Raw genomic sequence first — 25891 nt, 5'->3', positions numbered from 1 at the left:
TTATTAAATAAAATTCAATATAAAATATTTTTTCTTCACAAAATAAATACCCAAACAATATATGAAAGAAGTAGTAATAGTTTCTGTAGCTAGAACACCAATTGGAAGTTTTATGGGAAGTTTATCGACAATTCCTGCTCCAAAACTAGGTGCAATTGCAATAAAAGGCGCATTAGAAAAAATAAATTTGAATCCAAATTTGGTTCAAGAAGTTTTTATGGGAAATGTAGTTTCTGCTGGTTTAGGACAAGCTCCTGCTAGACAAGCTGCAATTTACGCAGGTATTCCTGATACAGTTCCTTGTACAACTGTAAATAAAGTTTGTGCTTCTGGTATGAAATCTATTATGTTGGCTGCTCAAACCATTGCTTTAGGTGATGCAGATGTTACAGTTGCTGGTGGTATGGAAAACATGAGTTCAATTCCTCATTATCAACATGCAAGAAATGGTTCTAAATTTGGGCCAATTACCATGGAAGATGGCATGCAAAAAGATGGTTTGGTAGATGCTTATGGAAATGTTGCTATGGGTGTTTGTGCAGATGAATGTGCCACAGAATATAAGTTTTCTAGAGAAGACCAAGATGCTTTTGCTATACAATCTTATAATAGATCTGCAGCTGCTTGGAAAGAAGGGAAATACAATGATGAAATTGTACCTGTAGAAATACCTCAAAGACGTGGAGAACCAATCATTTTTTCTGAAGATGAAGAGTACAAAAATGTAAAAATGGAAAAAATCCCTGCTTTAAGACCTGCATTTACAAAAGACGGAACTGTTACTGCTGCAAATGCCTCTACAATTAATGATGGTGGAGCTGCACTTGTTTTAATGTCTGCAGATAAAGCAAAAGAATTAAATATTACACCAATTGCAAAAATAAAAAGTTATGCAGATGCAGCGCATGAACCTAAATGGTTTACAACCGCACCTGCAAAAGCATTACCAAAAGCTTTAGCTAAAGCAAATATTTCTATTGATGATGTAGATTATTTTGAATTAAACGAGGCGTTTTCTATAGTTGGATTAGCAAATATGAAAATTTTAGGAATTACAGATGATAAAGTAAATGTTAATGGTGGTGCCGTTTCTTTAGGACATCCTTTAGGTGTTTCTGGAGCAAGAATTGTAATTGCTTTAACCTCTATTTTAAAACAAAATAATGCAAAAATTGGCGCAGCTGCAATCTGTAATGGTGGTGGTGGTGCTAGCGCAATTGTTATTGAAAAAGCATAAATCTTAAATTTAGAATTTTAAATTTTGAACGTTTTCTACGGTATTTGTAATTTAAGTATAGTTCCTTTAAGAGCTGAAGATTCTGATAAATCTGAAATGATTAGTCAGTTGCTTTTTGGCGAACATTTTACAATAATTGATAAACAAAAAAATTGGAGTAAAATAAAATTAGCCTTTGATGATTATGAAGGCTTTATTGACAACAAGCAATATGTTGAAATACCAGAAGAGACCTACTATAATTTAAATAATAATGCTGTGTTTTATTCTGGTGAAATCATAGATTTTATTACAAATACAAAAAATGAGTTAACGACCATTCCTTTAGGATCTAACTTACCTTTTTACAACGTAAATAAACTTCAGATAAATTCTACTTATTATCTCTACGAAGGAAGTGTTTTATCAGAAAAAAAAGATAAAAACGAAATTCTAAATATAGCTTTTACTTATTTAAACTCTCCTTTTTTATGGGGAGGAAAAACTCCTTTTGGTATTGATTGTTCTGGATTTACACAAATGGTTTATAAAATGTGTGGATATCCATTATACAGAGATGCTAAACAACAAGCTACACAAGGTGAAGTTTTAAGTTTTATTGAAGAAAGTGAACCTGGAGATTTAGCTTTTTTTGATGATGATGAAGGAATAATAACACATGTTGGTATTATTTTAAATGATTACAATATTATTCATGTTCATGGTAAAGTTCGAGTAGACACTCTAGATCATAGTGGTATTTTTAATTCAGATTTACAAAAACATACTCATAAATTAAGGGTTATAAAAAAGATAATATAAAAAAAACCGAAACTTTAAAGTTTCGGTTTTTTTTTGTTTTGTAAGTTTACGTTTTTATTGACCTCTCATTTCTTTATAGATAGGTCTTAACTTATCTCCTTCTGCCTCCATTTCAAGATTATCATAAATATTTAACAGTGTTCTAACTGTATCTTCGCTTCTTTTTAAACTATCTGCTTTTTCTAAATATGGTAATGCTTTTTTATAGATAGCTCTTTGCTTAATTTCAAGCTCATTATATTTCTTACCATTATTAAGATTTTTGTTCATCTCATCAACGATATCTTTATCACCTGCTAAAATAGCAATTGATAAGTTTAAATACGCATCTGCATAATCTGGTTTTAATTCAATTGCTTTCATATAGTAACCTTCTGCTTCATCTACATTACCTTGATTTTGATTTATTACACCTAAATTAAAAAATAAACTAGGATTAGTTGGATCTAACTTTACAGCTTCTTCCATTAACTCACCGAACTTGTCCATTTTTTCTAATTTAATGTACATTTGAGCTTCATTTAAAATCAAATTTATATCAGTAGGATTTGCTTTTCTAGCTTCTTGCAAAGCTTCAATTGCTAACTCAGGCTTTCCTTGGTTTACATATATATAACCAATATTCTTAATAATATCTGGTTGTTTAGATTCAGAAGTCTTTTGAGAAGGACTATTATATTTCCCAAACTTAACCATAGCATCTCTATTAGCTTTAGTTCCTAAATTCTCTTCTACTCCAGTCTCCTTATTTATTGCAAAATATTGAGTAGAAATACCTGTATAACCAACTTCCTTAACCTCTTTATAATACTTTAAAGACGCATCGAAATCTTTTGCTTGAGAAGCACTTATTGCTGCATTGTATAAAAATATTGTATCTGTAGGACTTAACTTATAAGTTAAATAAAAACTTTTTGCTGCTTCCGCAAAGTTTTTATCATCATTATACAACTTAACTGCTTTTTCTGATACTTTTTGCACAATACCATCTAACATTGGTTTTGCTTCTTTAGTATACTTTTGCTTACCAATTTCATTTTCATAAGCTAACAGTTTATTAAACGCATCTGCCGCAGCTTCATAATCATTTTTACCTGCTAAAGCTTGTCCTTTTAAAAAAAAGTACTTTGCTTTATATTTAGCATCCATAGCTCCTAAAGTAGATTCTAAAGGTGTAATTGCAGAAAGTGCAGCTGCAAATTGATTTTTCTTAATTGCTTTTTCAGCTGTTTTTAATTCGTTCTTTTGTGCAAAAGCTCCAATGGTCATCAGTCCTAAAGCTATTGCTAATATTTGTTTTTTCATTTTAATGAGTATTTAATTTATTGTTATTCTTGATTTTCGTTTGAATCATTTTCAATATTCGTGCCATTTTCTGTTTCAGCTTCAGAATTAGCTATAGAATCCTCTTCAATTTCCTCTTCTTCATGCATCACTTTAGCAACAGCTGCAATACTATCGTCTTCTTTAATGTTAATTAAACGAACACCTTGTGTTGCACGTCCCATTACACGTAAATCTTCAACAGCCATTCTAATTGTTAAACCTGATTTGTTAATAATCATTAAATCATTAGAATCATCAACATTCTTAATTGCTACTAATTCTCCTGTTTTTTCAGAAATGTTTAAAGTTTTTACACCCTTACCACCTCTATTGGTAACTCTATAATCTTCTAATTTAGAACGTTTACCATAACCTTTTTCAGAAACAACTAAAATATTACTTTCCATGTCGTTTACAGCTACCATTCCAATTACCTCATCTTTGTCATGCTGTAAAGTAATTCCTCTAACACCAGAAGCTGTTCTTCCCATTGGTCTTGTTTTCGCCTCTTCGAAACGAATAGACTTACCAGATTTTAATGCCAACATTACTTGGCTATCTCCGGTTGTTAATTTTGCTTCTAATAATTCATCACCTTCTTTAATGGTAATTGCATTAATACCATTTGTTCTTGGGCGAGAATATTGCTCTAAAGAAGTCTTTTTAACTTGACCTTTCTTTGTTGCCATAATCACATAATGGCTATTGATGTATTCTTCGTCTTTTAAATCTTGTGTTACCAAAAATGCTTTTACAGAATCGTCTTGTTCAATATTGATAAGGTTTTGCATTGCTCTACCTTTGGTATTCTTCCCACCTTCAGGAATCTCGTAAACGCGCATCCAGAATACTTTTCCTTTTTGTGTAAAGAACATCATATATTGATGATTGGTTCCTACAAATAAGTGTTCTAGGAAATCTTCATTTCTAGTTGTTGCTCCTTTTTGACCTCTTCCTCCTCTATTCTGAACCTTATATTCATCTAGATTTGTACGTTTTAAATATCCTGCATTCGAAATTGTAACTACAACTTTGGTATCAGGAATCATATCTTCAATACGCATGTCTCCTCCAGCATATTCTATAACAGATCTACGCTCGTCTCCATACTTTTCTTTGATATGTAGTAATTCTTCTTTTATAATTTCGTAACGTCTTGGCTCGTTAGATAAGATATCTTTTAAGTCTGCAATCGTTAACATAATTTCGTCATACTCTGCACGTAATTTATCTTGCTCTAAACCTGTTAACTGACGCAAACGCATTTCTACAATTGCCTTCGCTTGAATTTCTGTCAGTTCGAAACGCTCAATTAAGCTTTCTCTTGCTTCATCTGCATTAGAAGAAGCTCTAATAATTTTTATTACTTCATCTATATTATCAGAAGCAATAATTAAACCTTCTAAAATATGTGCTCTTGCTTCTGCTTTCTTTAATAAAAATTCTGTTCTACGAACAATAACTTCATGTCTGTGTTCAACAAAATAATGTATTAATTGTTTTAAATTTAATTGCTCTGGTCTACCTTTAACCAATGCAATATTATTCACACTAAAAGAAGTTTGTAATTGTGTGTATTTGAATAGTTTATTTAAAACGATATTTGGAATTGCATCACGTTTTAATATATATACGATACGCATACCGTTTCTATCAGATTCATCACGAATATTCGCAATTCCTTCTAATTTCTTTTCGTTTACAAGATCAGCAGTTTTCTTAATCATGTCTGCTTTATTGACTTGGTAAGGAATTTCCGTAACAATAATACACTCACGTCCCTTTACCTCTTCAATAATTGCTTTAGCACGCATTACAATACGTCCACGACCAGTATGAAAAGCATCTCTTACACCATCATAACCATAAATAATTCCACCTGTTGGAAAATCTGGTGCTGTTACGTGTTGCATTAACTCGTCTATTTCAATATCATTGTTTTCGATATATGCAATGGTTCCATTGATAACTTCTGTTAAGTTATGAGGCGCCATATTTGTTGCCATACCTACTGCAATACCAGAAGCTCCATTTACTAATAGATTAGGAATACGAGTTGGTAATACAGTTGGTTCTTGTAAAGTATCATCAAAATTTAAACGATGATCTACAGTATCTTTTTCAATATCAGCTAACATATCTTCTGATATTTTCTGCATTCTAACCTCTGTATAACGCATTGCTGCAGGGGAATCTCCATCTACGGAACCAAAGTTCCCTTGACCATCTACCATCATATAACGAACACTCCAATTTTGCGCCATACGCACCATTGAATCGTAAACGGAAGTATCTCCATGTGGGTGATACTTTCCTAAAACTTCCCCAACAATTCTTGCTGACTTTTTATAAGATCCAGTTGCTTTAATTCCCAATTCGTGCATTCCAAACAAAACCCTTCTGTGTACTGGTTTTAAACCATCTCTTACGTCTGGTAACGCTCTTGAAACAATTACTGACATTGAGTAATCAATGTAAGCAGATTTCATCTGCTCTTCAATATTAATAGGAATTAACTTTTCTCCGTCTGCCATATATATTTTCTATTAAAATTTAATCATTTTTTTAAAACAAGGCAAGATACTATTTCTTATAGTTTTTACAAAGGTTTTCGTATTCAGAATTGAGCAGAGTTATCAACATTTTTTGATAATTTTTAACACTTTTTTATTTGCTTGATTTATAAGAGTTTTCTACCTTGTAATGGAAGTCAAACTGACAGTTTTTATGTCTTGGCATCTTTTTTGTAATTATCTACAAAAAAAAGGACTAAATTTACAACACATCAATTATAGATAGAAAGAAATATGGACGATAATTTTTCACCAAAAGTTAGAGATGTAATTACTTTCAGTAAAGAAGAAGCACTACGTTTAGGGCATGAATTTATTGGAACAGAGCATCTTCTATTAGGTTTAATTAGAAAAGGAGAAGGAAAAGCAATAGAGATATTAACAGCGTTTGATGTCGATTTAGTATTGTTACGCAAAAAACTAGAACAACTTAATCCTGCAAACCCAACCTTTAATGAAGCCTCAGAAAAGAAGAGTTTACACCTAACTAGACAAGCAGAAAAGGCTCTAAAAACTACATTTTTAGAAGCTAAATTATATCAAAGTGAATCTATAGACACTGCTCATTTATTGTTGTGCGTTTTAAGAAATGAAAACGACCCAACAACTAAATTAATTCATAAATACCATGTAAATTACGATGAAGCAAAAGCTTTATATAAACAATTACATGTAGATGATCTAGACTTACCAACAAACCCAATTGCAGAAACTCCTTCTGATGATGAATTTGCATCAGAAAAGTCAAACCCTTTTGAGCAACCTCAAAAAGGAAAATCTGTTAAAAAATCTAAAACACCTGTTTTAGATAATTTTGGGCGCGATTTAACACACCTTGCTGAATTAGGTAAGTTAGACCCTGTTGTTGGTAGACAAAAAGAAATAGAGCGTGTTTCTCAAATTTTAAGTAGACGTAAGAAAAACAACCCGATGTTAATTGGAGAACCTGGTGTTGGTAAATCTGCCATTGCTGAAGGTTTAGCTTTAAGAATTGTGGAACGTAAAGTTTCTAGAATCCTGTTTGACAAAAGATTAGTTTCTCTAGATTTAGCAAGCCTGGTTGCAGGTACAAAATATCGTGGTCAGTTTGAGGAGCGTATGAAAGCCTTAATGAATGAATTGGAAAAGAACGATGACATTATTCTTTTTATTGATGAAATTCATACTATAGTTGGTGCTGGTGGAGCAACTGGTTCATTAGATGCTTCTAACATGTTAAAACCTGCATTGGCAAGAGGAGAAATACAATGTATTGGTGCAACAACTTTGGATGAATTTAGAACAAATATCGAGAAAGATGGCGCATTAGAACGTCGTTTTCAAAAGGTAATTGTAGACCCAACTTCTGTTGAAGAAACGATTCAAATTTTACAAAATATTAAAGGTAAATATGAAGAACATCATCATGTAAATTATACAGACGATGCTTTAGAAGCTTGTGTAAAATTAACCAATAGATACATGACAGACAGATACTTGCCAGACAAAGCAATTGATGCTTTAGATGAAGCAGGTTCTAGAATTCATATCACAAATATTGTAGTTCCTAAACAAGTTTTAGAACTAGAATCGCAATTAGAAATAATTCGTGATCAAAAAACGAAAGCTGTAAACGGACAAAAATACGAGGAAGCTGCCAAATTGCGTGATGACGAAAAAAATATGGAAGCTGCTTTAGATTCTGCTCAAAAACAATGGGAAGATGACTCTAAATTGAATCGTGAAATTGTAACAGAAGATAACGTTGCTGAAGTGGTTTCTATGATGACAGGTATTCCTGTTAATAGAGTTGCAGAAGCAGAAAGCCACAGATTACACGAATTACCAGACCTAATTAAAGGTAAGGTTATTGGTCAAGATGTAGCTGTTACCAAAGTTGTTAAAGCTATTCAAAGAAATAGAGTTGGGTTAAAAGACCCAAATAAGCCAATTGGTTCTTTTATTTTCTTGGGGCAAACAGGTGTTGGTAAAACTCAATTAGCTAAAGTTTTAGCTCGTGAATTATTCGATTCAGACGATTCTTTAATTAGAATTGATATGAGTGAATACATGGAAAAATTTGCTATTTCTCGTTTAATTGGAGCACCTCCAGGTTATGTTGGTTATGAAGAAGGTGGCCAATTAACTGAAAAAGTGAGAAGAAAACCATATTCAGTTATATTATTAGATGAGATTGAAAAAGCACATCCAGATGTATTTAATATGTTGTTACAGATTTTAGATGACGGACATATTACAGACAGTTTAGGTAGAAAAATTGATTTTAGAAATACCATTATTATAATGACTTCTAATATTGGTGCACGTCAATTAAAAGATTTTGGTGGTGGAGTTGGTTTTGGAACTGCTACTAAAGCAGCACAAGCAGACGAACATGCAAAATCTGTTATTGAAGGTGCTTTAAAGAAATCTTTTGCTCCTGAATTTTTAAATAGAATTGATGATGTAATTGTATTTAATGCGTTAGAAAGAGAAGACATACATTCTATTATAGATATTGAATTAGATAAATTATTAAACAGAATTTCTGATTTAGGTTACACATTAGAATTAAGTGAAAAAGCAAAAGACTATATCGCTGATAAAGGTTTTGACAAGAAATATGGTGCAAGACCACTTAAAAGAGCTATTCAAAAATATATAGAAGATGCTTTAGCGGAAGAAATAGTAAATTCTAAACTTTCTGAAGGTGATACCATCTCCATGGATTTAGATGATGAGAAAAATGAGCTCACCATCAAAATTGAAAAAGGAGAAAAAAAGCCTGAAACAAGAACAGAAACTGAGTCTTAAATATAAAATCCCAAACTAACGTTTGGGATTTTTTTTTATTAAATAATAGATTGAAATTATTTAATACCTCTATAATATCACCTTCAAAGTAATTGTCTTTTCTATTAGAGGAATTTATTCATTATATTTGATTCTATTTTATTTAAGATGAAACAGATTTTATTACTTTTTATCGTATATTTTTTTATTCCCATTGAAGGTTTTTCTCAACAACTACAAGAGCCTAATTACCCTAACTGTAGTAGTCTTCGAGAAAAAAATGAAAACTATGCTGCTGCAGATGGCAAGTATACAACTTGGTGCGAAATGAAAAAGCAAACCCCTTATGTACGCTGTCAATGTAAAAGAGAGCAAATGATGGCGAATTTCAAAAAACAAATAGACGATCTAAATGATAAAATAGAACAAGTAAATAAACAAGCAAGTAGCTATAGAAGCAAGTACGATAGTAGCTATAAAGATGCTCAAGATTACAAAGGAAAACTTTATGAAGATGATAATTCTAACTTTGAGAGCGACAGACAAAACGCTTTAAGATTTCTTAAAATTTCGTTACAAAATAAAGAACAGCAACTTAAATATTTAGAAGAAAGTAAGCGATTAAATGATAGGAAACCAAGTTATGGAAATGCTGGTTTTGATTATAAAGATCAATCTATTAGATATGCCAAAGATGCAATCGAAAATTTAAAAAAAGAAATAGAAGAAGTAACTAATAAACAGAAAAAACAAAAATTATCAATTTCATTTGGTAACAATAACTCTAATTCTTCTTCAAGAAACTCTAGTAGCAATTCAAATTCTAGTAACAACAACGCTAATAGAAATCAAAATAATAGCAACTCAAACACTTATCAGCAAAAATATCAATCAAATAATATTAAAAACTCAAACAGTAATAATAGAAAAGAGACCTATCAACAAAAACAAGCTCGTTTACAACAAGAAAAAAAGAATAGAGAAATTGAAGAAAATAACCGTAGATATAAAGCTCAATTACAACGTATAGAAGCAAATAAAAGGTTTCATGCAAAAATGGAAAGTTATAGCAAAAATGCTATGGCAAAATTCGATCAAGCTGCTCAAGGAGATCTATTGGCTGCAGGAATTATGAAAGGTTCTTATGCCATTGCAATGGCGTCTCAAGGTTACACAGATAAAACAGCAATTGTAGGTGCTGCAACAAACATAATTGGCGGACTTTTAGCAAATGCAGAAAGAAAAAGAGCCGAAGAAGCAAGACTAGCTGCTATAGAAGCTGAAAAAAGAAAAAGAGAAGCTGCCAAACGTAAATTTATAGCTAAACTGGTAAAAAACAGAAAACTTACCTTAACAAGAATGCCTGGTTTTAAGTACCCAAGTTTCTTAACTAATAATTCTTCTACTTCTGTTTTCTTTTTTGCTATGATTGCTAATGAAGAAAAACTAAAAGAAGATTTACCAGAAATAAAGATAACAGACATTGTAGAAGTTGCAAGATATTCTGATGGCACATGGCCTTCAGAAAATACGTTTAAAGAAAAAATGACAAAATACGGAAGTTATGATGTTAGAATTTTTGGTGCTTTTACCAACTATAATATTGCTAGCAAAAAATTAGAACAACTTATTAAAGGTTTAGCAGAAAATGGAGTTAAGATAAAATTAGTAAATGCAGCAAAAGATTTTATTGTTGAAAAAAGAGAAAATAGCACAACCTCTACAGGAAGCAATAATTTTTGGGGAAAATCAATTTCTGATGATAAAAAAGAGATTAAAAAAGCAATACCAAAAAAAGATGTTTCCAATACAACTAAAAAAGAATCTAACCTAAAGGAAAATGGCTTTTGGGGAAAATCTATAACATTAGAAACAAAGAAAGATTCTTTATTATCTAAAAAAGAAAAAGCGCAAAAGAAAAAGATTACAAAGAAAAAAGATTTTTGGGGTAAGTCTATTAAAGTTGAAAAAAAGAAAGACTCTACAACCAAAAAGAAAACAATTAAAAAAGGATTTTAAAAAACAAATTAAACAAAAAACTAAAGTATTCTTATGAAATTATTTACCCTAATTAGCTTTTTCTTATTACTTACATTTTCCTCTACAGCCCAAAGCTCTCTAGCTAAAATAGAATATAGCTATGCAGAAGAAGCATACCGTGCTAAAAACTATGCAAAAACTATAAAACATTTAGAAGAAGTAAAATCTTTACTTGGTGGCGAAACCAATGGTTTAGTTATGTATTTAGAAGTCATGTCTCGTAATCACCAACGTGTTTCTTTATATCAAATTTTACAACAATCTGTAGGTACAAATTTAGATGGTTCTTTTGGTAGCGAATCAGATTTACAAAATGTAAATCTAATAAACAAAGCTAAAAATGGAGATACTCAAGCTAAATTTAATGTCATTATTGCACTTACAAGAGAGCAATATAAAAAACAGGGCTTAAAGTTTAATGAAGATATGCTAAAGAACCAAATATTTGTAAAGCATGTAAATAAAATTGCAGATACTATGAATTTCGAGCGCATAAAACAAGCTACAGACTTGGTTACAAAAGGCAATGAAGAATCTATAAATACATGGTTAGCGTCAAATGTTAAAATTGATAATTTGTGTAATATCTATTTAAAAAACTTCGAAAATGAGGTTCCTTTAGAAAAACTAAAACAAGTTTATGAAATCAAAAAGGAGATTCGTCCGTTTATAGAAAATAACGATTTAATTACTGAAGCTTGGACATTAATAAAGGACAAAAAATACGAAGCTGCTTACACAAAATTTAGCGAATTAAATTCTAAAGGGTTAGATAACAAAATAGTTTTAGATAAACTGAAACCTGTAATTGCCAAAAACAAAAAAGATGCAGAATCTTTAAAACTACAACAAGAAACCTTAAAAAGTATCGAAGAAAATATGGTTTTGGTAAAAGGTTCTTTAAGTGTTTCTGAATCTATAGACCCAGAAGGAAACACCGTTTTAAAATCTATTCCAGATTTATATGTAAGTAAATACGAGTTAACACAATTAGATTATTGGGCTATAATAGAAACAGATAGATTAAGAGTTTCTACCTGTAAAGAATGCCCTATAACATTTACTAAAAGAAGTTATATTGATACTTATATTAAAAAATTAAACGAATTAACTGGTAAAAAATATAGACTACCAACCAAAGCAGAATGGTTTTGGTTTGCTACAGGAGGAAGAGAAACTACCGATGAAAAAAGAGGTATAAATAAAGAAAAAGCAGATAACATAGAAAAATATGCTTGGTTTAAGAAAAACAGTAGCGAAAGAAGACAAAAAGTAGGTTTAAAAGAACCTAACGAGTTAGGCTTGTTTGATATTTGGGGTAATTTATCTGAATACACTAAAACCAATGCCGTTGGTGGTGCATACAACACAGTAAAAAAATACTTTAGTTCTGGAGATGACTACAAAATATTATTTGATATAAATAACGAAGATAGAGTCTTAAATAAAAGGTTTAATTTAAGTCTTACTGGCGGAAATGATGAAGACAAAAAAATAGGAATTCGTTTGGTTAGAGATTTAGATTAAAAAACTAAAAAACATTAATTAATAAAAAGCTCAAATTTACATTTGGGCTTTTTTTATAAAATGGTAATTTCACTAATTTTTTTCTACTTAAAAAAAACGAACTTGGCTAACGACGCTTATAAAACATTATAAAGTTGAATTAACGCGCTAACATTAACAAACCTACCCAAACAACTCTAAACTATCAATTTCTAAAGATGTAATAAATTCAGAAGCGTTCATAATATCAGTATGCATTACTCTGTCTTCTTCTACAATAGAAACTTCTTGTCTAAACATTGTTATTATAGATTCTAAAAATGGAGAACTTTTTCCGTTTCCAAAACTTAATGCTTGTGAGGCTGTAAACAATTCAATAGCTAAAATAGTCTGTAAATTATCTACTATTTTTTTACATTTTGTAGCTGCATTTGCGCCCATAGAAACATGATCTTCTTGTCCGTTACTAGATTCTATAGAATCTACACTTGCAGGAGTTGCATATTGCTTATTCTGACTTACAATACTTGCTGCAGTATATTGTGGAATCATAAACCCAGAGTTTAAACCAGGGTTAGTAACCAAAAATGGAGGTAAATGTCTATGTCCAGAAACTAATTGGTAAGTTCTTCTTTCAGAAATGTTTCCTAATTCTGACAACGCAATTGCTAAAAAATCTAGTCCTAAAGCCAAAGGTTGACCATGAAAATTTCCTCCAGAAATAATCTCATCTTCATCTACAAAAATATTAGGGTTGTCTGTAACAGAATTTATTTCCGTTAAAAAAGTGTTTGTAACAAACCTTATGGTGTCTTTTGTTGCTCCATGAACTTGTGGCATACATCTAAAAGAATATGGGTCTTGTACATGCTGTTTTTCTTGAGAAATCAACTCACTTTCCACCAAAAAATCTTTAATTCTTTGTGCTGTTTTTATTTGTCCATTATGTGGCCTTGCAAAATGAATCAATTCATTAAAAGGCTCAATTCTACCATCAAAACCTTCTAAAGAAATGGTACCAATTAAGTCTGACAGGTAAGATAGTTTATGCGCTTTTAGTAAATTGTAAATTCCGTAAGCAGACATAAACTGCGTTCCATTTAACAAAGCCAAACCTTCTTTAGATTGTAGATTTATTTTGTTCCAAGAAAAAAGTTTTAATAATTTTTCTGATGCCATTATTTCTCCTTTATAAGACACTTTTCCTAAACCAATTAATGGTAAAGATAAATGTGCCAAAGGCGATAGATCTCCAGAAGCACCCAAAGAACCTTGGGTAAAAACAACAGGAATAATATCATTATTATAAAAGTCTATCAATCTGTTTACAGTTGCCAATTGCACACCAGAATGCCCATAACTTAATGCTTGTATTTTAAACAAAATCATAAGCTTTACAATCTCTTTTGGCACTTCATCACCAGTTCCACAAGCATGACTCATTACTAAATTCTCTTGTAGTTTTTGTAAATTTTCACCTTTAATCTTCACATTATAAAGTGCACCAAAACCTGTATTAATTCCGTAAATAGGCTTCGAAATCGATTTCGTTTTTTCATCTAAAAAAGCTCTGCATTTTTCAATTTTCTGAATTGCAGAATCTGACAATGCTATTTTTTTATCTAAAGAGATAATTTCTTGAATTTTAGATAAATCTAAAGCCGAATTATCTATGTAATGAAATGTGCTCATTTGTTGTTTGATTGGTTGTCAAAAGTGCAAATTCGCTTCTGTATATGCAAATGAATTTAACTATTTTTTGCAATTTAATGTTCTATATTTGTAGGCTTAAAATCAAATTCATAAAAATGAAGAATAGTTGGTATATCCTTTCTTTTATAATTGTTCTGTTTTCGTGTCAGAAAAAAGAAGGAGCTAAAGAGAAAAAGAGTCCTGTAAAAACGGAAGCTAAATCCTATGCCATTATCTCTGGTACAATTAAAAATAGTAAAGAAGATTATTTTATTTTTTTAGGTAAACATATAAATCAAAGAATCGATTTAAGAGAAGATGGTTCTTTTTTAGATACTTTAAAAATTAGTGTAGTTACCACAAACGGAATTAAAATAAATAAGACTCAAATTCCCATTTACATAAAAAATGGTGATAACCTTAACATTACAGCAGATTTAAATAATTTTCCAGAATCTATTTCTTATAACGGAATTGGTGCTATTGAAAATACTTATTTATTAGCTCAATACATGTACGGTTTAAACCAAGGTAGATCTTCTGACACAAGTATTTACCAACTAGACCAAGAGAGTTTTAACAAAAAAATAGAAGAATATAAAATTGGTTTAGACAGTATAGATGGTTTATACCAAAACATAAATCCTAACTTATTAGAGCTTACAAAAAAACAAAATATAAAATCTATTGGCTTTATTCAAAACTTATATAAAACCACAAAAGCTAGTTTTAAAAATCAAAGAGAAGTTTTAAAAAAATTAGTAAAAGGTGTACCATCTCCTAAATTTACTAATTATGAAAACCAACATGGAAAACTTGTAAGTTTAGACGATTTTAAAGGAAATTATGTTTTTATAGAAGTTTGGGGAACTTGGATAAAAGAGTATACAGAAAACTCAAAAATCTTAAATGATTTTAAGGGAAAATACGCTCATAAAAACATCCGTTTTATAACGCTTTGTGCAGATAATAAAGCCAGTTCTGGTACAATTTCATTTGCAAAACAAAAATGGAAAAACGCTATTGAAAAAAATAATCTTAATGGTAACCATCTTTTTATAGGTAATGATAGACAGTTTTTAATAGATTATCAAATCTTAACTTTACCAAGATATATTCTAATAGATCCAAAAGGTAAAATTATTGATGCACAAGCTCCATCACCAATAAAACCTGAATTAACAAAATTATTCAATACATTAAATTTAAAATAAGAAATGAAAAAATTAAGCTTAATATTTTTAACTCTTTTAGTAGCTTTTTCTTGTACCAAAGAACACTCTAAAGACTATTTAACACTTTCTGGTAAAATTGATAATAATAAAGATTCTATTATTAGTATTTTCGGAAGAAGTGGTTTACTAAAAACCATTAAAATAAATAACGATGGTAGTTTTAAAGACACCTTAAATGTAGATAAAGGAGAAATCTATACACTACAAACAAGTCAAACTAAAAGAGTACCTATTTTTTTAAAAAATGGTTTTAACCTATCTATAAATGCAGATGATAGTAAAGATGATATTATGTCTGACCTTAAAATTTCTGGAGAAGGATCTTCTAACACTAACTTTATTGTTGCACAAATAAATAAAAGTAGAAATTTAGGAAATCCGCAATTAATTTTAAATTTAGAAAAGGAAGCTTTTGACAAAAAATTAGCTAGTATTAAAGGGGAATATGATAGCATATTAAATTCTTATGCAAATATTGATAGTTCTATTGTTGAAATGGCAAACCAACAAACAAAACAATTAGTTAATTATTTTGAAAGCACATATTCGAATAATTTAACAATGGGAAGAGGAAAACCTTCTCCTAAATTTGAAGAATATGTAGATTTTAGTGGTGGAAAAAAATCGCTGGATTCATTTAAAGGTAAATACGTTTATATAGATGTTTGGGCAACTTGGTGTGGGCCTTGTATTAGAGAAATTCCGTCTTTAAAGAAATTAGAGAAAGAATATCATAATAAAAATATAGAATTTATAAGTATTTCTACAGATGAAGCTAGAAGGAACGGAAATTCTTGGGAAGCAGCAGAAAAAAAATGGAGAAATTTTGTGAAAGAAAAAGAATTGTCTGGAGTTCAATTATGGTCTGGACAAGATTATTCTTTTCAAAGAGCTTATCAAATAAACGGAATTCCAAGGTTTATTTTAGTTGATCCACAAGGTAATATAGTTGAAGCAAATGCACCAAGACCTTCTGACCCAAGATTAAAAACTTTATTTACATCTTTAGGATTATAGGTTTAAATTACACATATAAAAAAAGCGAAATTCTCTTCAGAATTTCGCTTTTTTTATATATAAATATTGCTATTTTTTTACTCTTTATAAACACCCATTTCTGCGTACTTATCCATTCTTTTTGAAACTAAATCTGCATCAGACAAATCTTTTAATTCATCAAAAGCAGCAATAATTTGATTTTCTACAGCCTTAAAAGCTCCATCTCTATTAGAATGTGCTCCACCAACTGGCTCTTGTATAATTCCATCAATTAACTTCAGTTTTTTCATATCTGTACCAGTTAATTTTAATGCGGCTGCAGCTTGTTCTTTAAACTCCCAACTTCTCCATAAAATAGAAGAACAAGATTCTGGAGAAATAACGGTATACCAAGTATTTTCCATCATATAAACTCTATCTCCAACTCCTATTCCTAAAGCTCCACCAGAAGCTCCTTCACCAATTACAACTGTAATTATAGGTGTTTTTAAGCGAGTCATTTCAAAAATATTTCTTGCAATTGCTTCTCCTTGTCCACGTTCTTCTGCTTCTAAACCAGGATATGCACCAGGTGTATCTAATAAAGTAACAACAGGAATTCTAAATTTTTCTGCCATTTTCATTAAACGTAAAGCTTTTCTATAACCTTCAGGATTTGCCATCCCAAAGTTTCTTAACTGACGAGTTTTTGTATTGTATCCTTTTTGTTGACCAATAAACATAAAAGATTGATCTCCAATTTTACCCAAACCACCAATCATGGCTTTATCATCTTTTACATTTCTATCTCCATGAAGTTCCATAAAAGTATCTCCGCAAATAGCTCTTATATAATCTAAAGTATAAGGCCTATTTGGGTGTCTAGACAATTGAACTCTTTGCCAAGGTGTAAGGTTTTTGTAAATATCTTTTCTGGCTTTTTCTAGCTTTTTTTCTATTTTTTTACAAGTAGCAGTAACATCTACTTCGCTTTCTTCCCCAATAATTTCACATTTTTCAAGTTGGTCTTGAAGTTCTTTAATGGGCATTTCAAAATCTAAATATTCCATTTTTTGTAGTTGTTTGTAATAACAAACATACTATAAAATTTGTTTTTTAAGGCAAAAAGCAACTACTTTTTTCTAACAGTTTTTTCTTTAAATTTCTTTTTTATTAAAGCTTTGTTTTTAATAATACCGTTTAATAAAACCACAAATAACACAATAAAAGCGCCTAAATAAAAGGCTGGGTTCATTTTTTCTTTATCGCCAAAAATAAATAAAGCTAAAATTATTGCATAAATTGGTTCTAAATTTACTGTTAACATTACAGTATATGGAGAAATAAATTTCATGATTTTTACAGAAGCCATAAAAGCATAAGCTGTACAAATACTACTTAAAACAAATAAATAAACCCAATCTGAAATTTGTAACATAAAGAGTTCTTTAGAAAAACCATTTATAAACAAAAGATACAAAGTGATAAAAAGTGCTCCAAAAAACAACTGATATAAGGAAATAGTATCTGCTGAATATTTTTTAATAAAAAGTCCATTTAAAACTGCAAATAATGCTCCCAAAAATGAGGAAATTAAAGCGTAAATTACACCTAATTTATATTGACTTTCAAAATTAAAAATAATGTATAAACCAACTATAACAAGTAATCCTAGAAATATTTCTATTGTTTTAATTCTTCTCTTAAAAAAAACAGGTTCTATTAAAGAAGTAAAAAAAGCACCAGTACTCATAGTTACTAATGCTACTGACACGTTAGAAACTTTAATAGCTTTAAAAAAGAAAATCCAATGAAGCGCAATAATAATTCCTGTTATAAAAAATTTTACAACTCCTTTAGTGTCAATTTTAAATGATTTATTTTTTATAATAAAATAAATAATTAAAAAAGCAACAGCCAAAGACATTCTAAACCAAACTAATGGAATAGCATCAATGGTTATTAATGCTCCTAAAATAGCAGTGAAACCCCAAATAAAAACAATGAAGTGAAGTAAAAGGTAATTTTTTAGCTTATTTTCTTGCATTTAAATACAGATAAACTGCCAAACACCCAAATACTATATTAGGAATCCAGACATATATAAATGAGTTTACCCCAGCAACAGCACCCAAAACTTCTGCTATTTTCATTAAAAAAACATATAAGAACATAATACCAATACCTAAAGCCAAATTAACTCCAGTACCTCCTCTTCTCTTTCTAAAAGCTAAAGCAACTGCAATAATTGTTAAAATATAAGAAGCAATTGGCATGCTTGTTCTTTTATAAAGTTCTACTAAATAAGCGTTCAAGTTTTTTACACCTCTTTTTTTAGAAATATTTATATAATCAATGAGTTCACCTGAAGGCATTTCTTGAGCAAAAGCAGATTTATAGATTAAATCTCTTGGTGTAAAATTAAAAACTGTATCAATTTTATTTCCAGAAAAAATACTATCTCTATTCTTAAAAATTTTACGTTCTCTCCAATCTGTAAGACTAAAAGTAGAATCTTTTTCATTGTAAGTTATAGTTCTAGAAGCTAATTTAGATTTCAGCTTTAAACCATCATAAACTTCAGATGTAAAATCATACCCTGTTTTCCTTTCGGTATCGAAACTTCTTATAAAAACATAAGTGCTATCTGTTAACTGTAAACTAAAATCACTTACATGTTTTAACTCATTTTTTTGCGCTCTATTTTTTATGTATTCTTTTTCGAATTTTTTGCGCTCTTTACTACTGCTTGGCACAACAAAATGATTCATTACTAGAGAAATAACAGTTATCAATGTGGCTCCAAGAAAGTAAGGATATAAAAATCGTGTAAAAGAAACTTTAGCGTTTGTTATTGCTATAATTTCGGTATTATTAGAAAGTTTAGAGGTAAATAAAATTACAGCAATAAATAATGCCAAAGGCATAAAAGTATTGGCATAATAAATAATAAAATTAGTATAATATTCATCTACAATTTGATAAAAACCTAAATTTGCATGTTCTAGAAAATTATCAATTTTTTCTGATATATCTATAGCAATGGCAATAGGAATCAAGATTAGTAAGGTGAACAAAAATGTTACCAAAAACCTTTTTAATATGTACCAATCTATTATTTTCAAAAGCGCAGCCTTTTTATTGTATTAAAAATTTTATTAAACTTTAAAAACTATAAACGTTTGTCCATTTGTTTTACCATTTTATCTTTCCATTCTCTAAAATCTCCAGCTAAAATGTGTTTTCTTGCTTCTCTTGTTAACCAAACATAAAAACCAAGGTTATGAATCGACGCAATTTGTTTTCCTAACATTTCTTTTGCAGCAAAAAGATGACGTAAATACGCTTTGGAATACATAGTATCTACCCAAGTAATTCCCATGTCGTCTATTGGAGAAAAATCATCTTCCCACTTTTTATTTTTTATGTTGATAGAACCATGTGCTGTAAACAACATTCCGTTTCTTGCGTTTCTTGTTGGCATTACACAATCGAACATATCTATACCTAAAGCAATATTTTCTAAAATATTTATTGGTGTTCCAACTCCCATTAAATAACGTGGCTTGTCTTCTGGTAACACTTCACAAACAACTTCTGTCATTGCATATAATTCTTCTGCTGGTTCCCCAACAGAAAGTCCGCCAATTGCATTTGCTTGCTGACCAGAATTTGCTATATATTCTGCAGATTGTCTTCTTAAATCTTTATACGTACTTCCTTGAACAATTGGCATAAACGTTTGTTCATAACCATATTTAAAAGGCAGTTTTTCTAAATGATTTATGCATCTGTCCAACCATCTATGTGTCATGTGCATAGAACGCTTTGCGTAATTATAATCACAAGGATAAGGTGTACATTCGTCAAACGCCATAATAATATCGGCACCAATTGTACGTTGCGTTTCCATAACGTTTTCAGGTGTAAAAAAGTGCATAGAACCATCTATATGGCTCTTAAATTTTACGCCTTCTTCGTTAATTTTTCTTCTTCCAGAAAGTGAATATACTTGGTAACCCCCAGAATCTGTAAGGATATTACGATCCCAGTTCATAAACTTGTGTAAACCACCAGCTTTTTCTAATATTTCCATTCCTGGTCTTAAAAAAAGGTGATAGGTATTTCCTAAAATAATATCAGGGTTTATCTCATTTTTAAGTTCTGTTTGATGAACTCCTTTTACAGTTCCAACAGTTCCCACAGGCATAAAGATTGGCGTTTCAATTTCTCCATGATCTGTAGTAATTGTTCCTGCTCTTGCTTTACTTTTTGGGTCGGTAATTTTTAAGTCAAATTTCATTGGTGGCAAAGATACTATTATTTAAGAATTGATAAATAAAATGAACTGTTATATAAAACCAAAAGTTAAAATATTGATTTTGTTGGCAAATAAGCGCGTTAAGGATTGTAGTGGAAATCCTTTTTTATTTATTTAAATAAAAAAGATTGCAACGAAAAGCCTGACCTGAAAGGGAACGCCCAAAAAATTTTACCAACGTTTCTTTTTAGTAGAACTCGAATTATTTCTCTTGTTTTTTGGTGAAGATTTTCTAAATGAAGCACTTTTTTTATTGAAATCGTTTTTTGAAGGTGCTAATTTTCGCTTAGGTCTAGATGTTTTTGGAGCAGTTTTAACTTTTGATGCTTCTTCGGTTTTAGAGGATGTGGAAATCATTTTATTGATTTCTTTCATCTCTTCATCCGTTAACTCACGCCAATCTCCAGATTGTAAATAGCCCAACTCGACATTCATGATTCGGGTTCGTTTTAACTTGGTTACTTCATAATCTAAATATTCGCACATTCTACGAATTTGGCGATTTAAACCTTGTGTTAAAACGATTTTGAAAATTTTATCGCTTACTTTTTCTACCAAACAATTTTGAGTAACAGTGCCTAAAATAGGGATTCCATTTCCCATTTTTTCTATAAAATCTGGTGTGATTGATTTGTTTACTGAAACAAAATATTCTTTCTCGTGATTGTTTCCTGCTCGTAAAATTTTATTGACAATATCACCATCATTTGTAAGAAAAATTAAACCTTCAGAAGGTTTATCTAATCGTCCAATTGGAAATAATCTTTCTGGATAATTAATGTGTTTTACGATGTTATTTGGCTCTCTATCATCAGTCGTAGAAACGATTCCAACAGGTTTGTTTAAGGCAATATAAAGCGTTACGTTTTTTGGAGTTACTAACCGTCCGTCTAATTTTACAACATCTTTTTTGGCAACTCTATTTCCTAATTGCGTAGGTTTTCCATTGATGGTAACTCTGCCTTCTTTAATAAATTTTTCTGCTTCTCTTCGAGAACAAATCCCTGAAGAACTGATGTATTTATTAAGATTGATGGTATTTTGTGAATTAGAATCCAAATTGTAAAATTTTATGCAAAAGTAAAGATTAGATTACAATTCTATGGTTCTAAACGTCAAATTAATTCGTGGTGTAAAAACCATTTTTGTTGGTGGTAATCTGTGCAACCAATTGGTTTGTGTAAATTCTCTCATTACCAACAAACTTCCTCTTTCTAAAATAATATCTATTCGTTGTTTGTTTTCTTTATGTTTGAAAGAAAATTTACGTTCTGCTCCTAAAGAAAGTGAAGCTATTGCTCCGTTTTTCTTCAACATTTTTTCTCCATCTGAATGATAAGCCATTCCTTCTTCTCCTGAATGATATAAATTTAACAAACAAGAATTATACGTTTCTCCACTTTCTTTTTCTACAACTTCTTTGAGTTCCAACAACTCTTTTGTGAAAATATTTGCCGTTTTTGTAACTCCTGAATATTTGTAAGAAAATTCAGAAATACCATACCAAGCTACTTTTCTTTTTGTGATTATTTTCTTACCAAAAATAATGGCTTCGTCATTTTTCCACTCAATAGTTTCGAAGAGTTTTTGGTAGAAAAAATCACATTGATTTTTATCTAAAACAATACCATGATAATTGGTAACACCATCGAAAGGTAAAATGTTTTTTATTTTTTCTGAAGAGAATAAATCCATAGTTATTAAACAGCAAACCAGCTTTTAACCAATTCTTTTTCAATTGGTTCAACTGTTTTATGAACATAATCGTTTTTAATTGGATCGTACTTATAATCTTTAGACCATTCTTCAATATTCTCAGATAATTCTTTTAGTGAATGGCAGATAAACTCTAATTCTTCTGAAGTTATTGTTGGATGAATTGATAAACGAATCCAACCTGGTTTGTCAGTATTACAGCCGTGTAAAATTTCGTCTTTAATTCTATTAGATGTTTCCTGGTCTACATTCAGTAAAAAATGTCCATACGTTCCTGCACAAGAACAACCTCCTCTTGTTTGAATTCCGAATCTATCATTTAACAACTTAACAATTAAATTAAAGTGAACTTTTTCAAAATAGAAAGAAAAAATACTTAATCTATCTTTTATTTTTGGTGCTAAAATTTTCACATTTGGTAAACTTTCTAATGTTTTAAACATTATTTCGTTTATCTCATCTTCTCTTTTTTTAATGTTTGCAACGCCCATTTTATCTTTCAACTGAATAGAAAGTGCAATTTTTATGGCTTGTAAAAAACCTGGTGTACCACCATCTTCTCTGGTTTCTACATCATCGAAATAATCATGTTGCCCCCAAGGATTTGTGTAACTTACTGTTCCTCCTCCTGGATTGTCTGGAACTACATTTTTATATAATTTTTTATTAAAAACCAAAACGCCGGAAGTTCCTGGTCCTCCTAAAAATTTATGTGGAGAAAAGAAAATAGCATCTAAATATGCTTCTTCATCCTCTGGATGCATATTTATCTCTACATATGGCGCGCAACAAGCAAAATCTACAAAACACAAACCATTATATTTATGAATTAATTTTGCAACTGCGTGATATGCTGTTTTTATTCCTGTAACATTAGAACAAGAAGTAATTGAAGCTATTTTAATTTTTCTATGTTCATGTTTTTTAATACACTTTTCGAAGCTTTTTAAACAAAGTAAACCATCATTATCACAAGGCACAACTTCTACATCAGCTATTGTTTCTAACCAAGAAGTTTGATTAGAATGGTGTTCCATATGAGAAACAAATACAATGGGTTTTATTTCATCTGGAATATTGGTGTGTTCTTTTAAATTTTCTGAAACTTTTAAACCTAAAATCCTTTGAAATTTATTTACAACTCCTGTCATTCCTGTTCCTGAAGTTATTAGAACATCATTTTCATTAGCATTTACATGCCTTTTAATGATGTTTCTTGCTTCATGATAAGCTAATGTCATTGCTGCACCAGAAGTTGAAGTTTCTGTATGTGTATTAGCTATAAAAGGACCAAAATCATTTAATAATTTTTCTTCAATTGGGCGATATAATCTTCCACTTGCTGTCCAATCTGTATAAACAAGTTTTTTCTCTCCATTTGGAGATTGAAATGTTTGGTCTATACCAACTATGTGCTTTCTAAACTGACTAAAATAGGTTTCTAAATCAGAGATTACTTTCTTATTTTCATTTGTAGAAATCATAATTACGGAAGCTTAAGTTATTTGAATTTAGATATTCCTTCTTCTAACCAGTTAAGATATTCATCAACATCTGGAGTATATGCTACTGGTTCATTTAAATTTTCTTCATTATGGTCCATTAAAACATAAAATGGTTGTGTATTTGCTTTATATTTTATGGTTTGTAGCTCACTCCATTTCTGTCCTATATATTTTAACTTTTTCCCTGGTTTTAATTTTGAATCAACAACTTCATTTTCTGCTAAAGGCCTTTTATCATCTACATACAATGAAATTAAAACAACATCATTTTTTAGGACTTTTAAAACTTTTGGTTTTACCCAGACTTGTTGTTCCATTTTTCTACAGTTAACACATGCGTGTCCTGTAAAATCTAACATTACAGGTTTTCCTATTTTTTTTGCGTACGCCAAACCTTTATCGTAATCATTAAAAGCTAAAATATTGTGTGGTGCCATTAAGTGAGCTCCTTCTGGAATATCTACATTAGAAACGCCTCCATTTCCTAATCTCATATAACCAACTCCGTAAGGAGATTCGCTATAATGTTGTGGTGGTGGAAAAGCACTAATTAAATTTAAGGGTGCACCCCATAAACCGGGTAACATATACAATGTAAAAGTTAATGATAATAAACCTAAACTTAATCTACCTACAGAAATGTGCTTAAGTGGAGAATCATGTGGCAATTGTATTTTTCCGAAAAGGTACAATGATAATGCTCCGAATATGGCAATCCAAATTGCAATAAATACTTCTCTTTCTAACCAATGTAATTGTAAAACTAAATCTGCATTTGATAAGAATTTAAAAGCCAAAGCCAATTCTAAAAACCCTAAAACTACTTTTACTGTATTTAACCAACCTCCAGATTTTGGTAAAGAATTTAACCAACCAGGAAATGCTGCAAATAATGCAAATGGTAATGCTATAGCCGTAGAAAAACCTAACATACCTACAATTGGTCCAATTTGATTTCCACCAGCAGCAGCTTCAACTAATAAGGTTCCAACAATTGGCCCTGTACAAGAAAAAGATACAATTGCTAAAGCTAATGCCATAAAAAAGATTCCAATTAATCCTCCTTTATCTGCTTGAGAATCTACTTTATTTGCCCAAGAATTTGGCAACATAATTTCAAAAGCTCCTAAAAATGAAGCCGCAAAAATTAATAATAATATAAAAAAAGCAATGTTAAACCAAACATTTGTAGACAGCGCGTTTAAAGCATCTGCCCCAAATAATAGACTTACTAAAACTCCTAGTAGAACATATATTACAATGATTGATAAACCATAAATTATTGCATTTTTAATTCCTGCTGCTTTTGTCTTACTCTGTTTTGTAAAAAAGCTGACAGTCATTGGAATCATTGGAAACACACAAGGAGTTAATAATGCTGCAAAACCTGATATAAAAGCAATTAAGAAAATTGATAACAATCCTTTACTTGAAGATGAATTATTTTCTGAATTAAGATCATCTGTGGAAGCAATTTTGGCATTTGAAGACAACTTAAACTCTAAATCTACTTCTGTTGGAGCCATACATTGTGTGTCATCACAAACCATAAACTCTACACTTCCATTAACGATTTTCTTATTAGCTGTAAGTTTAATTTTTTGTTTAAACACTGCAGTGTTTTCAAAAAACTTAATCTTCATTCCAAAAACCTTATCATCTACTGTATGACCATCTTCTTCTATTGTTTCACCTATTTTTTTAAATGAATTTTTAGCTTCATCAAAATAAAAAGTTGTTGGAATTGGTCCATTTTCTGGAACATTTTGAGAATATAAATGCCAACTTTTTTCAATAGTTGCAGTTGCAATTAATGTGAATTCAGTTTCAGATGTTTTTTCAACAGAAGTTTCCCATTTTATTGGATCTTCTATTTGCGCAACAGTTCCTAAACTTATCATTAGAATAAGAATAGTAATGATTTTTTTCATATTTAATAATTTATATTTAAAAACTCGCAATCTATTGCGATTTTGACAGTTAAAGATAACTTTAGCAAAAATATAAATTAATTAATGAAACTAGGTTTAAGATTGTGTTGATTTTTCTGTTAAACTTTAAGGTTAAAAAACACCTTAAATAATAACTTCTAGCTATAAACATATTATTAAATTAAAAGATAATTATGGTTTTAAGCCTAAATTTTATAGAAAAGAATTGTATGTATCTAGTTAAACCTATTAAATCAG

Annotated in this window: 18 protein-coding genes; 7 read left to right on the top strand and 11 right to left on the bottom strand. The window is 30.2% G+C overall.

Features of this window, described 5'->3' with window-relative positions:
• The first annotated feature begins 61 nt into the window (after positions 1 to 61).
• Together H9W90_RS02345 and H9W90_RS02340 are read left to right on the top strand one after the other, a co-directional pair.
• Positions 62 to 1237 (top strand): acetyl-CoA C-acyltransferase, encoded by a 1176-nt coding sequence (locus tag H9W90_RS02345; protein ID WP_187482868.1) that lies wholly within the window; start codon positions 62 to 64, stop codon positions 1235 to 1237.
• 24 nt (positions 1238 to 1261) lie between these two features.
• The gene (locus H9W90_RS02340) at positions 1262 to 2038 is read left to right on the top strand and encodes a C40 family peptidase (RefSeq protein WP_254712519.1); all 777 of its coding nucleotides are present in this window, start codon (positions 1262 to 1264) and stop codon (positions 2036 to 2038) included.
• Between the two features lie 54 nt (positions 2039 to 2092).
• On the opposite strand, the gene H9W90_RS02335 is transcribed toward H9W90_RS02340, so the two are convergent.
• Together H9W90_RS02335 and gyrA are read right to left on the bottom strand one after the other, a co-directional pair.
• Positions 2093 to 3343, bottom strand: coding sequence for a tetratricopeptide repeat protein (locus H9W90_RS02335; RefSeq protein ID WP_187482867.1), 1251 nt, complete (start codon positions 3341 to 3343; stop codon positions 2093 to 2095).
• A gap of 23 nt (positions 3344 to 3366) precedes the next feature.
• Positions 3367 to 5898, bottom strand: coding sequence for a DNA gyrase subunit A (gyrA, locus tag H9W90_RS02330; RefSeq protein ID WP_187482866.1), 2532 nt, complete (start codon positions 5896 to 5898; stop codon positions 3367 to 3369).
• 273 nt (positions 5899 to 6171) lie between these two features.
• Between gyrA and H9W90_RS02325 the strand changes: the two genes are divergently transcribed.
• The 3 genes from H9W90_RS02325 to H9W90_RS02315 all read left to right on the top strand — a co-directional run bounded on the left by H9W90_RS02325 (position 6172) and on the right by H9W90_RS02315 (position 12276).
• The gene (locus tag H9W90_RS02325; RefSeq protein ID WP_187482865.1) at positions 6172 to 8730 is read left to right on the top strand and encodes an ATP-dependent Clp protease ATP-binding subunit; all 2559 of its coding nucleotides are present in this window, start codon (positions 6172 to 6174) and stop codon (positions 8728 to 8730) included.
• A gap of 147 nt (positions 8731 to 8877) precedes the next feature.
• Entirely contained in the window at positions 8878 to 10728 is a 1851-nt protein-coding gene (locus H9W90_RS02320; RefSeq protein ID WP_187482864.1) for a hypothetical protein, read from the top strand.
• Positions 10729 to 10761: 33 nt separating this feature from the next.
• Positions 10762 to 12276 (top strand): SUMF1/EgtB/PvdO family nonheme iron enzyme, encoded by a 1515-nt coding sequence (locus H9W90_RS02315; RefSeq protein ID WP_187482863.1) that lies wholly within the window; start codon positions 10762 to 10764, stop codon positions 12274 to 12276.
• Positions 12277 to 12438: 162 nt separating this feature from the next.
• Here H9W90_RS02315 and hutH read toward each other — a convergent pair whose 3' ends face one another.
• Positions 12439 to 13947 (bottom strand): histidine ammonia-lyase, encoded by a 1509-nt coding sequence (hutH, locus tag H9W90_RS02310; protein ID WP_187482862.1) that lies wholly within the window; start codon positions 13945 to 13947, stop codon positions 12439 to 12441.
• A 116-nt stretch (positions 13948 to 14063) separates the two neighbouring features.
• Here hutH and H9W90_RS02305 point away from each other — a divergent pair, with 116 nt between their 5' ends.
• On the top strand, positions 14064 to 15161 hold the full coding sequence (locus H9W90_RS02305) for a TlpA family protein disulfide reductase (RefSeq protein WP_187482861.1): 1098 nt from the start codon (positions 14064 to 14066) through the stop codon (positions 15159 to 15161).
• A 3-nt stretch (positions 15162 to 15164) separates the two neighbouring features.
• Positions 15165 to 16199, top strand: a complete 1035-nt coding sequence (locus H9W90_RS02300) for a TlpA family protein disulfide reductase (protein WP_187482860.1) — start codon at positions 15165 to 15167, stop codon at positions 16197 to 16199.
• Between the two features lie 77 nt (positions 16200 to 16276).
• Here the strand turns inward: H9W90_RS02300 and H9W90_RS02295 are convergent, their stop codons facing one another.
• From H9W90_RS02295 to H9W90_RS02260, 8 genes are all read right to left on the bottom strand, one after another.
• Positions 16277 to 17230 (bottom strand): acetyl-CoA carboxylase carboxyltransferase subunit alpha, encoded by a 954-nt coding sequence (locus H9W90_RS02295; RefSeq protein WP_187482859.1) that lies wholly within the window; start codon positions 17228 to 17230, stop codon positions 16277 to 16279.
• Between the two features lie 62 nt (positions 17231 to 17292).
• Positions 17293 to 18207, bottom strand: a complete 915-nt coding sequence (locus tag H9W90_RS02290; RefSeq protein WP_187482858.1) for a DMT family transporter — start codon at positions 18205 to 18207, stop codon at positions 17293 to 17295.
• Complete coding sequence (locus H9W90_RS02285) at positions 18194 to 19285, bottom strand: LptF/LptG family permease (protein ID WP_187482857.1); 1092 nt, start codon at positions 19283 to 19285, stop codon at positions 18194 to 18196. The genes H9W90_RS02290 and H9W90_RS02285 overlap by 14 nt, the downstream gene beginning before the upstream one ends.
• A gap of 47 nt (positions 19286 to 19332) precedes the next feature.
• Positions 19333 to 20463 (bottom strand): tRNA guanosine(34) transglycosylase Tgt, encoded by a 1131-nt coding sequence (gene tgt / locus H9W90_RS02280; RefSeq protein ID WP_088355308.1) that lies wholly within the window; start codon positions 20461 to 20463, stop codon positions 19333 to 19335.
• A 189-nt stretch (positions 20464 to 20652) separates the two neighbouring features.
• Positions 20653 to 21540, bottom strand: a complete 888-nt coding sequence (gene rluF, locus H9W90_RS02275) for a 23S rRNA pseudouridine(2604) synthase RluF (RefSeq protein ID WP_187482856.1) — start codon at positions 21538 to 21540, stop codon at positions 20653 to 20655.
• A 33-nt stretch (positions 21541 to 21573) separates the two neighbouring features.
• On the bottom strand, positions 21574 to 22176 hold the full coding sequence (locus H9W90_RS02270) for an alpha-ketoglutarate-dependent dioxygenase AlkB family protein (RefSeq protein WP_187482855.1): 603 nt from the start codon (positions 22174 to 22176) through the stop codon (positions 21574 to 21576).
• A gap of 5 nt (positions 22177 to 22181) precedes the next feature.
• Positions 22182 to 23681: an aminotransferase class V-fold PLP-dependent enzyme gene (locus H9W90_RS02265; protein ID WP_187482854.1), complete on the bottom strand. Its 1500-nt coding sequence runs from the start codon at positions 23679 to 23681 to the stop codon at positions 22182 to 22184.
• Between the two features lie 17 nt (positions 23682 to 23698).
• Positions 23699 to 25633: a protein-disulfide reductase DsbD family protein gene (locus tag H9W90_RS02260; RefSeq protein ID WP_187482853.1), complete on the bottom strand. Its 1935-nt coding sequence runs from the start codon at positions 25631 to 25633 to the stop codon at positions 23699 to 23701.
• Between the last annotated feature and the right edge of the window lie 258 nt (positions 25634 to 25891).

This window comes from Polaribacter pectinis, assembly GCF_014352875.1.
Taxonomy (GTDB): Bacteria; Bacteroidota; Bacteroidia; order Flavobacteriales; family Flavobacteriaceae; genus Polaribacter; species Polaribacter pectinis.
Note: the sequence above shows the minus strand (reverse complement) of the source record. Positions and strands in the feature narration are given on the sequence as shown.

Coding starts and splice junctions, on each gene's coding strand:
- H9W90_RS02345 (WP_187482868.1), top strand. CDS start 62: ATGAAAGAAGTAGTAATAGTTTCTGTAGCTAGAACACCAATTGGAAGT.
- H9W90_RS02335 (WP_187482867.1), bottom strand. CDS start 3,343: ATGAAAAAACAAATATTAGCAATAGCTTTAGGACTGATGACCATTGGA.
- gyrA (WP_187482866.1), bottom strand. CDS start 5,898: ATGGCAGACGGAGAAAAGTTAATTCCTATTAATATTGAAGAGCAGATG.
- H9W90_RS02325 (WP_187482865.1), top strand. CDS start 6,172: ATGGACGATAATTTTTCACCAAAAGTTAGAGATGTAATTACTTTCAGT.
- H9W90_RS02320 (WP_187482864.1), top strand. CDS start 8,878: ATGAAACAGATTTTATTACTTTTTATCGTATATTTTTTTATTCCCATT.
- H9W90_RS02315 (WP_187482863.1), top strand. CDS start 10,762: ATGAAATTATTTACCCTAATTAGCTTTTTCTTATTACTTACATTTTCC.
- hutH (WP_187482862.1), bottom strand. CDS start 13,947: ATGAGCACATTTCATTACATAGATAATTCGGCTTTAGATTTATCTAAA.
- H9W90_RS02305 (WP_187482861.1), top strand. CDS start 14,064: ATGAAGAATAGTTGGTATATCCTTTCTTTTATAATTGTTCTGTTTTCG.
- H9W90_RS02300 (WP_187482860.1), top strand. CDS start 15,165: ATGAAAAAATTAAGCTTAATATTTTTAACTCTTTTAGTAGCTTTTTCT.
- H9W90_RS02295 (WP_187482859.1), bottom strand. CDS start 17,230: ATGGAATATTTAGATTTTGAAATGCCCATTAAAGAACTTCAAGACCAA.
- H9W90_RS02290 (WP_187482858.1), bottom strand. CDS start 18,207: ATGCAAGAAAATAAGCTAAAAAATTACCTTTTACTTCACTTCATTGTT.
- tgt (WP_088355308.1), bottom strand. CDS start 20,463: ATGAAATTTGACTTAAAAATTACCGACCCAAAAAGTAAAGCAAGAGCA.
- H9W90_RS02270 (WP_187482855.1), bottom strand. CDS start 22,176: ATGGATTTATTCTCTTCAGAAAAAATAAAAAACATTTTACCTTTCGAT.
- H9W90_RS02265 (WP_187482854.1), bottom strand. CDS start 23,681: ATGATTTCTACAAATGAAAATAAGAAAGTAATCTCTGATTTAGAAACC.
- H9W90_RS02260 (WP_187482853.1), bottom strand. CDS start 25,633: ATGAAAAAAATCATTACTATTCTTATTCTAATGATAAGTTTAGGAACT.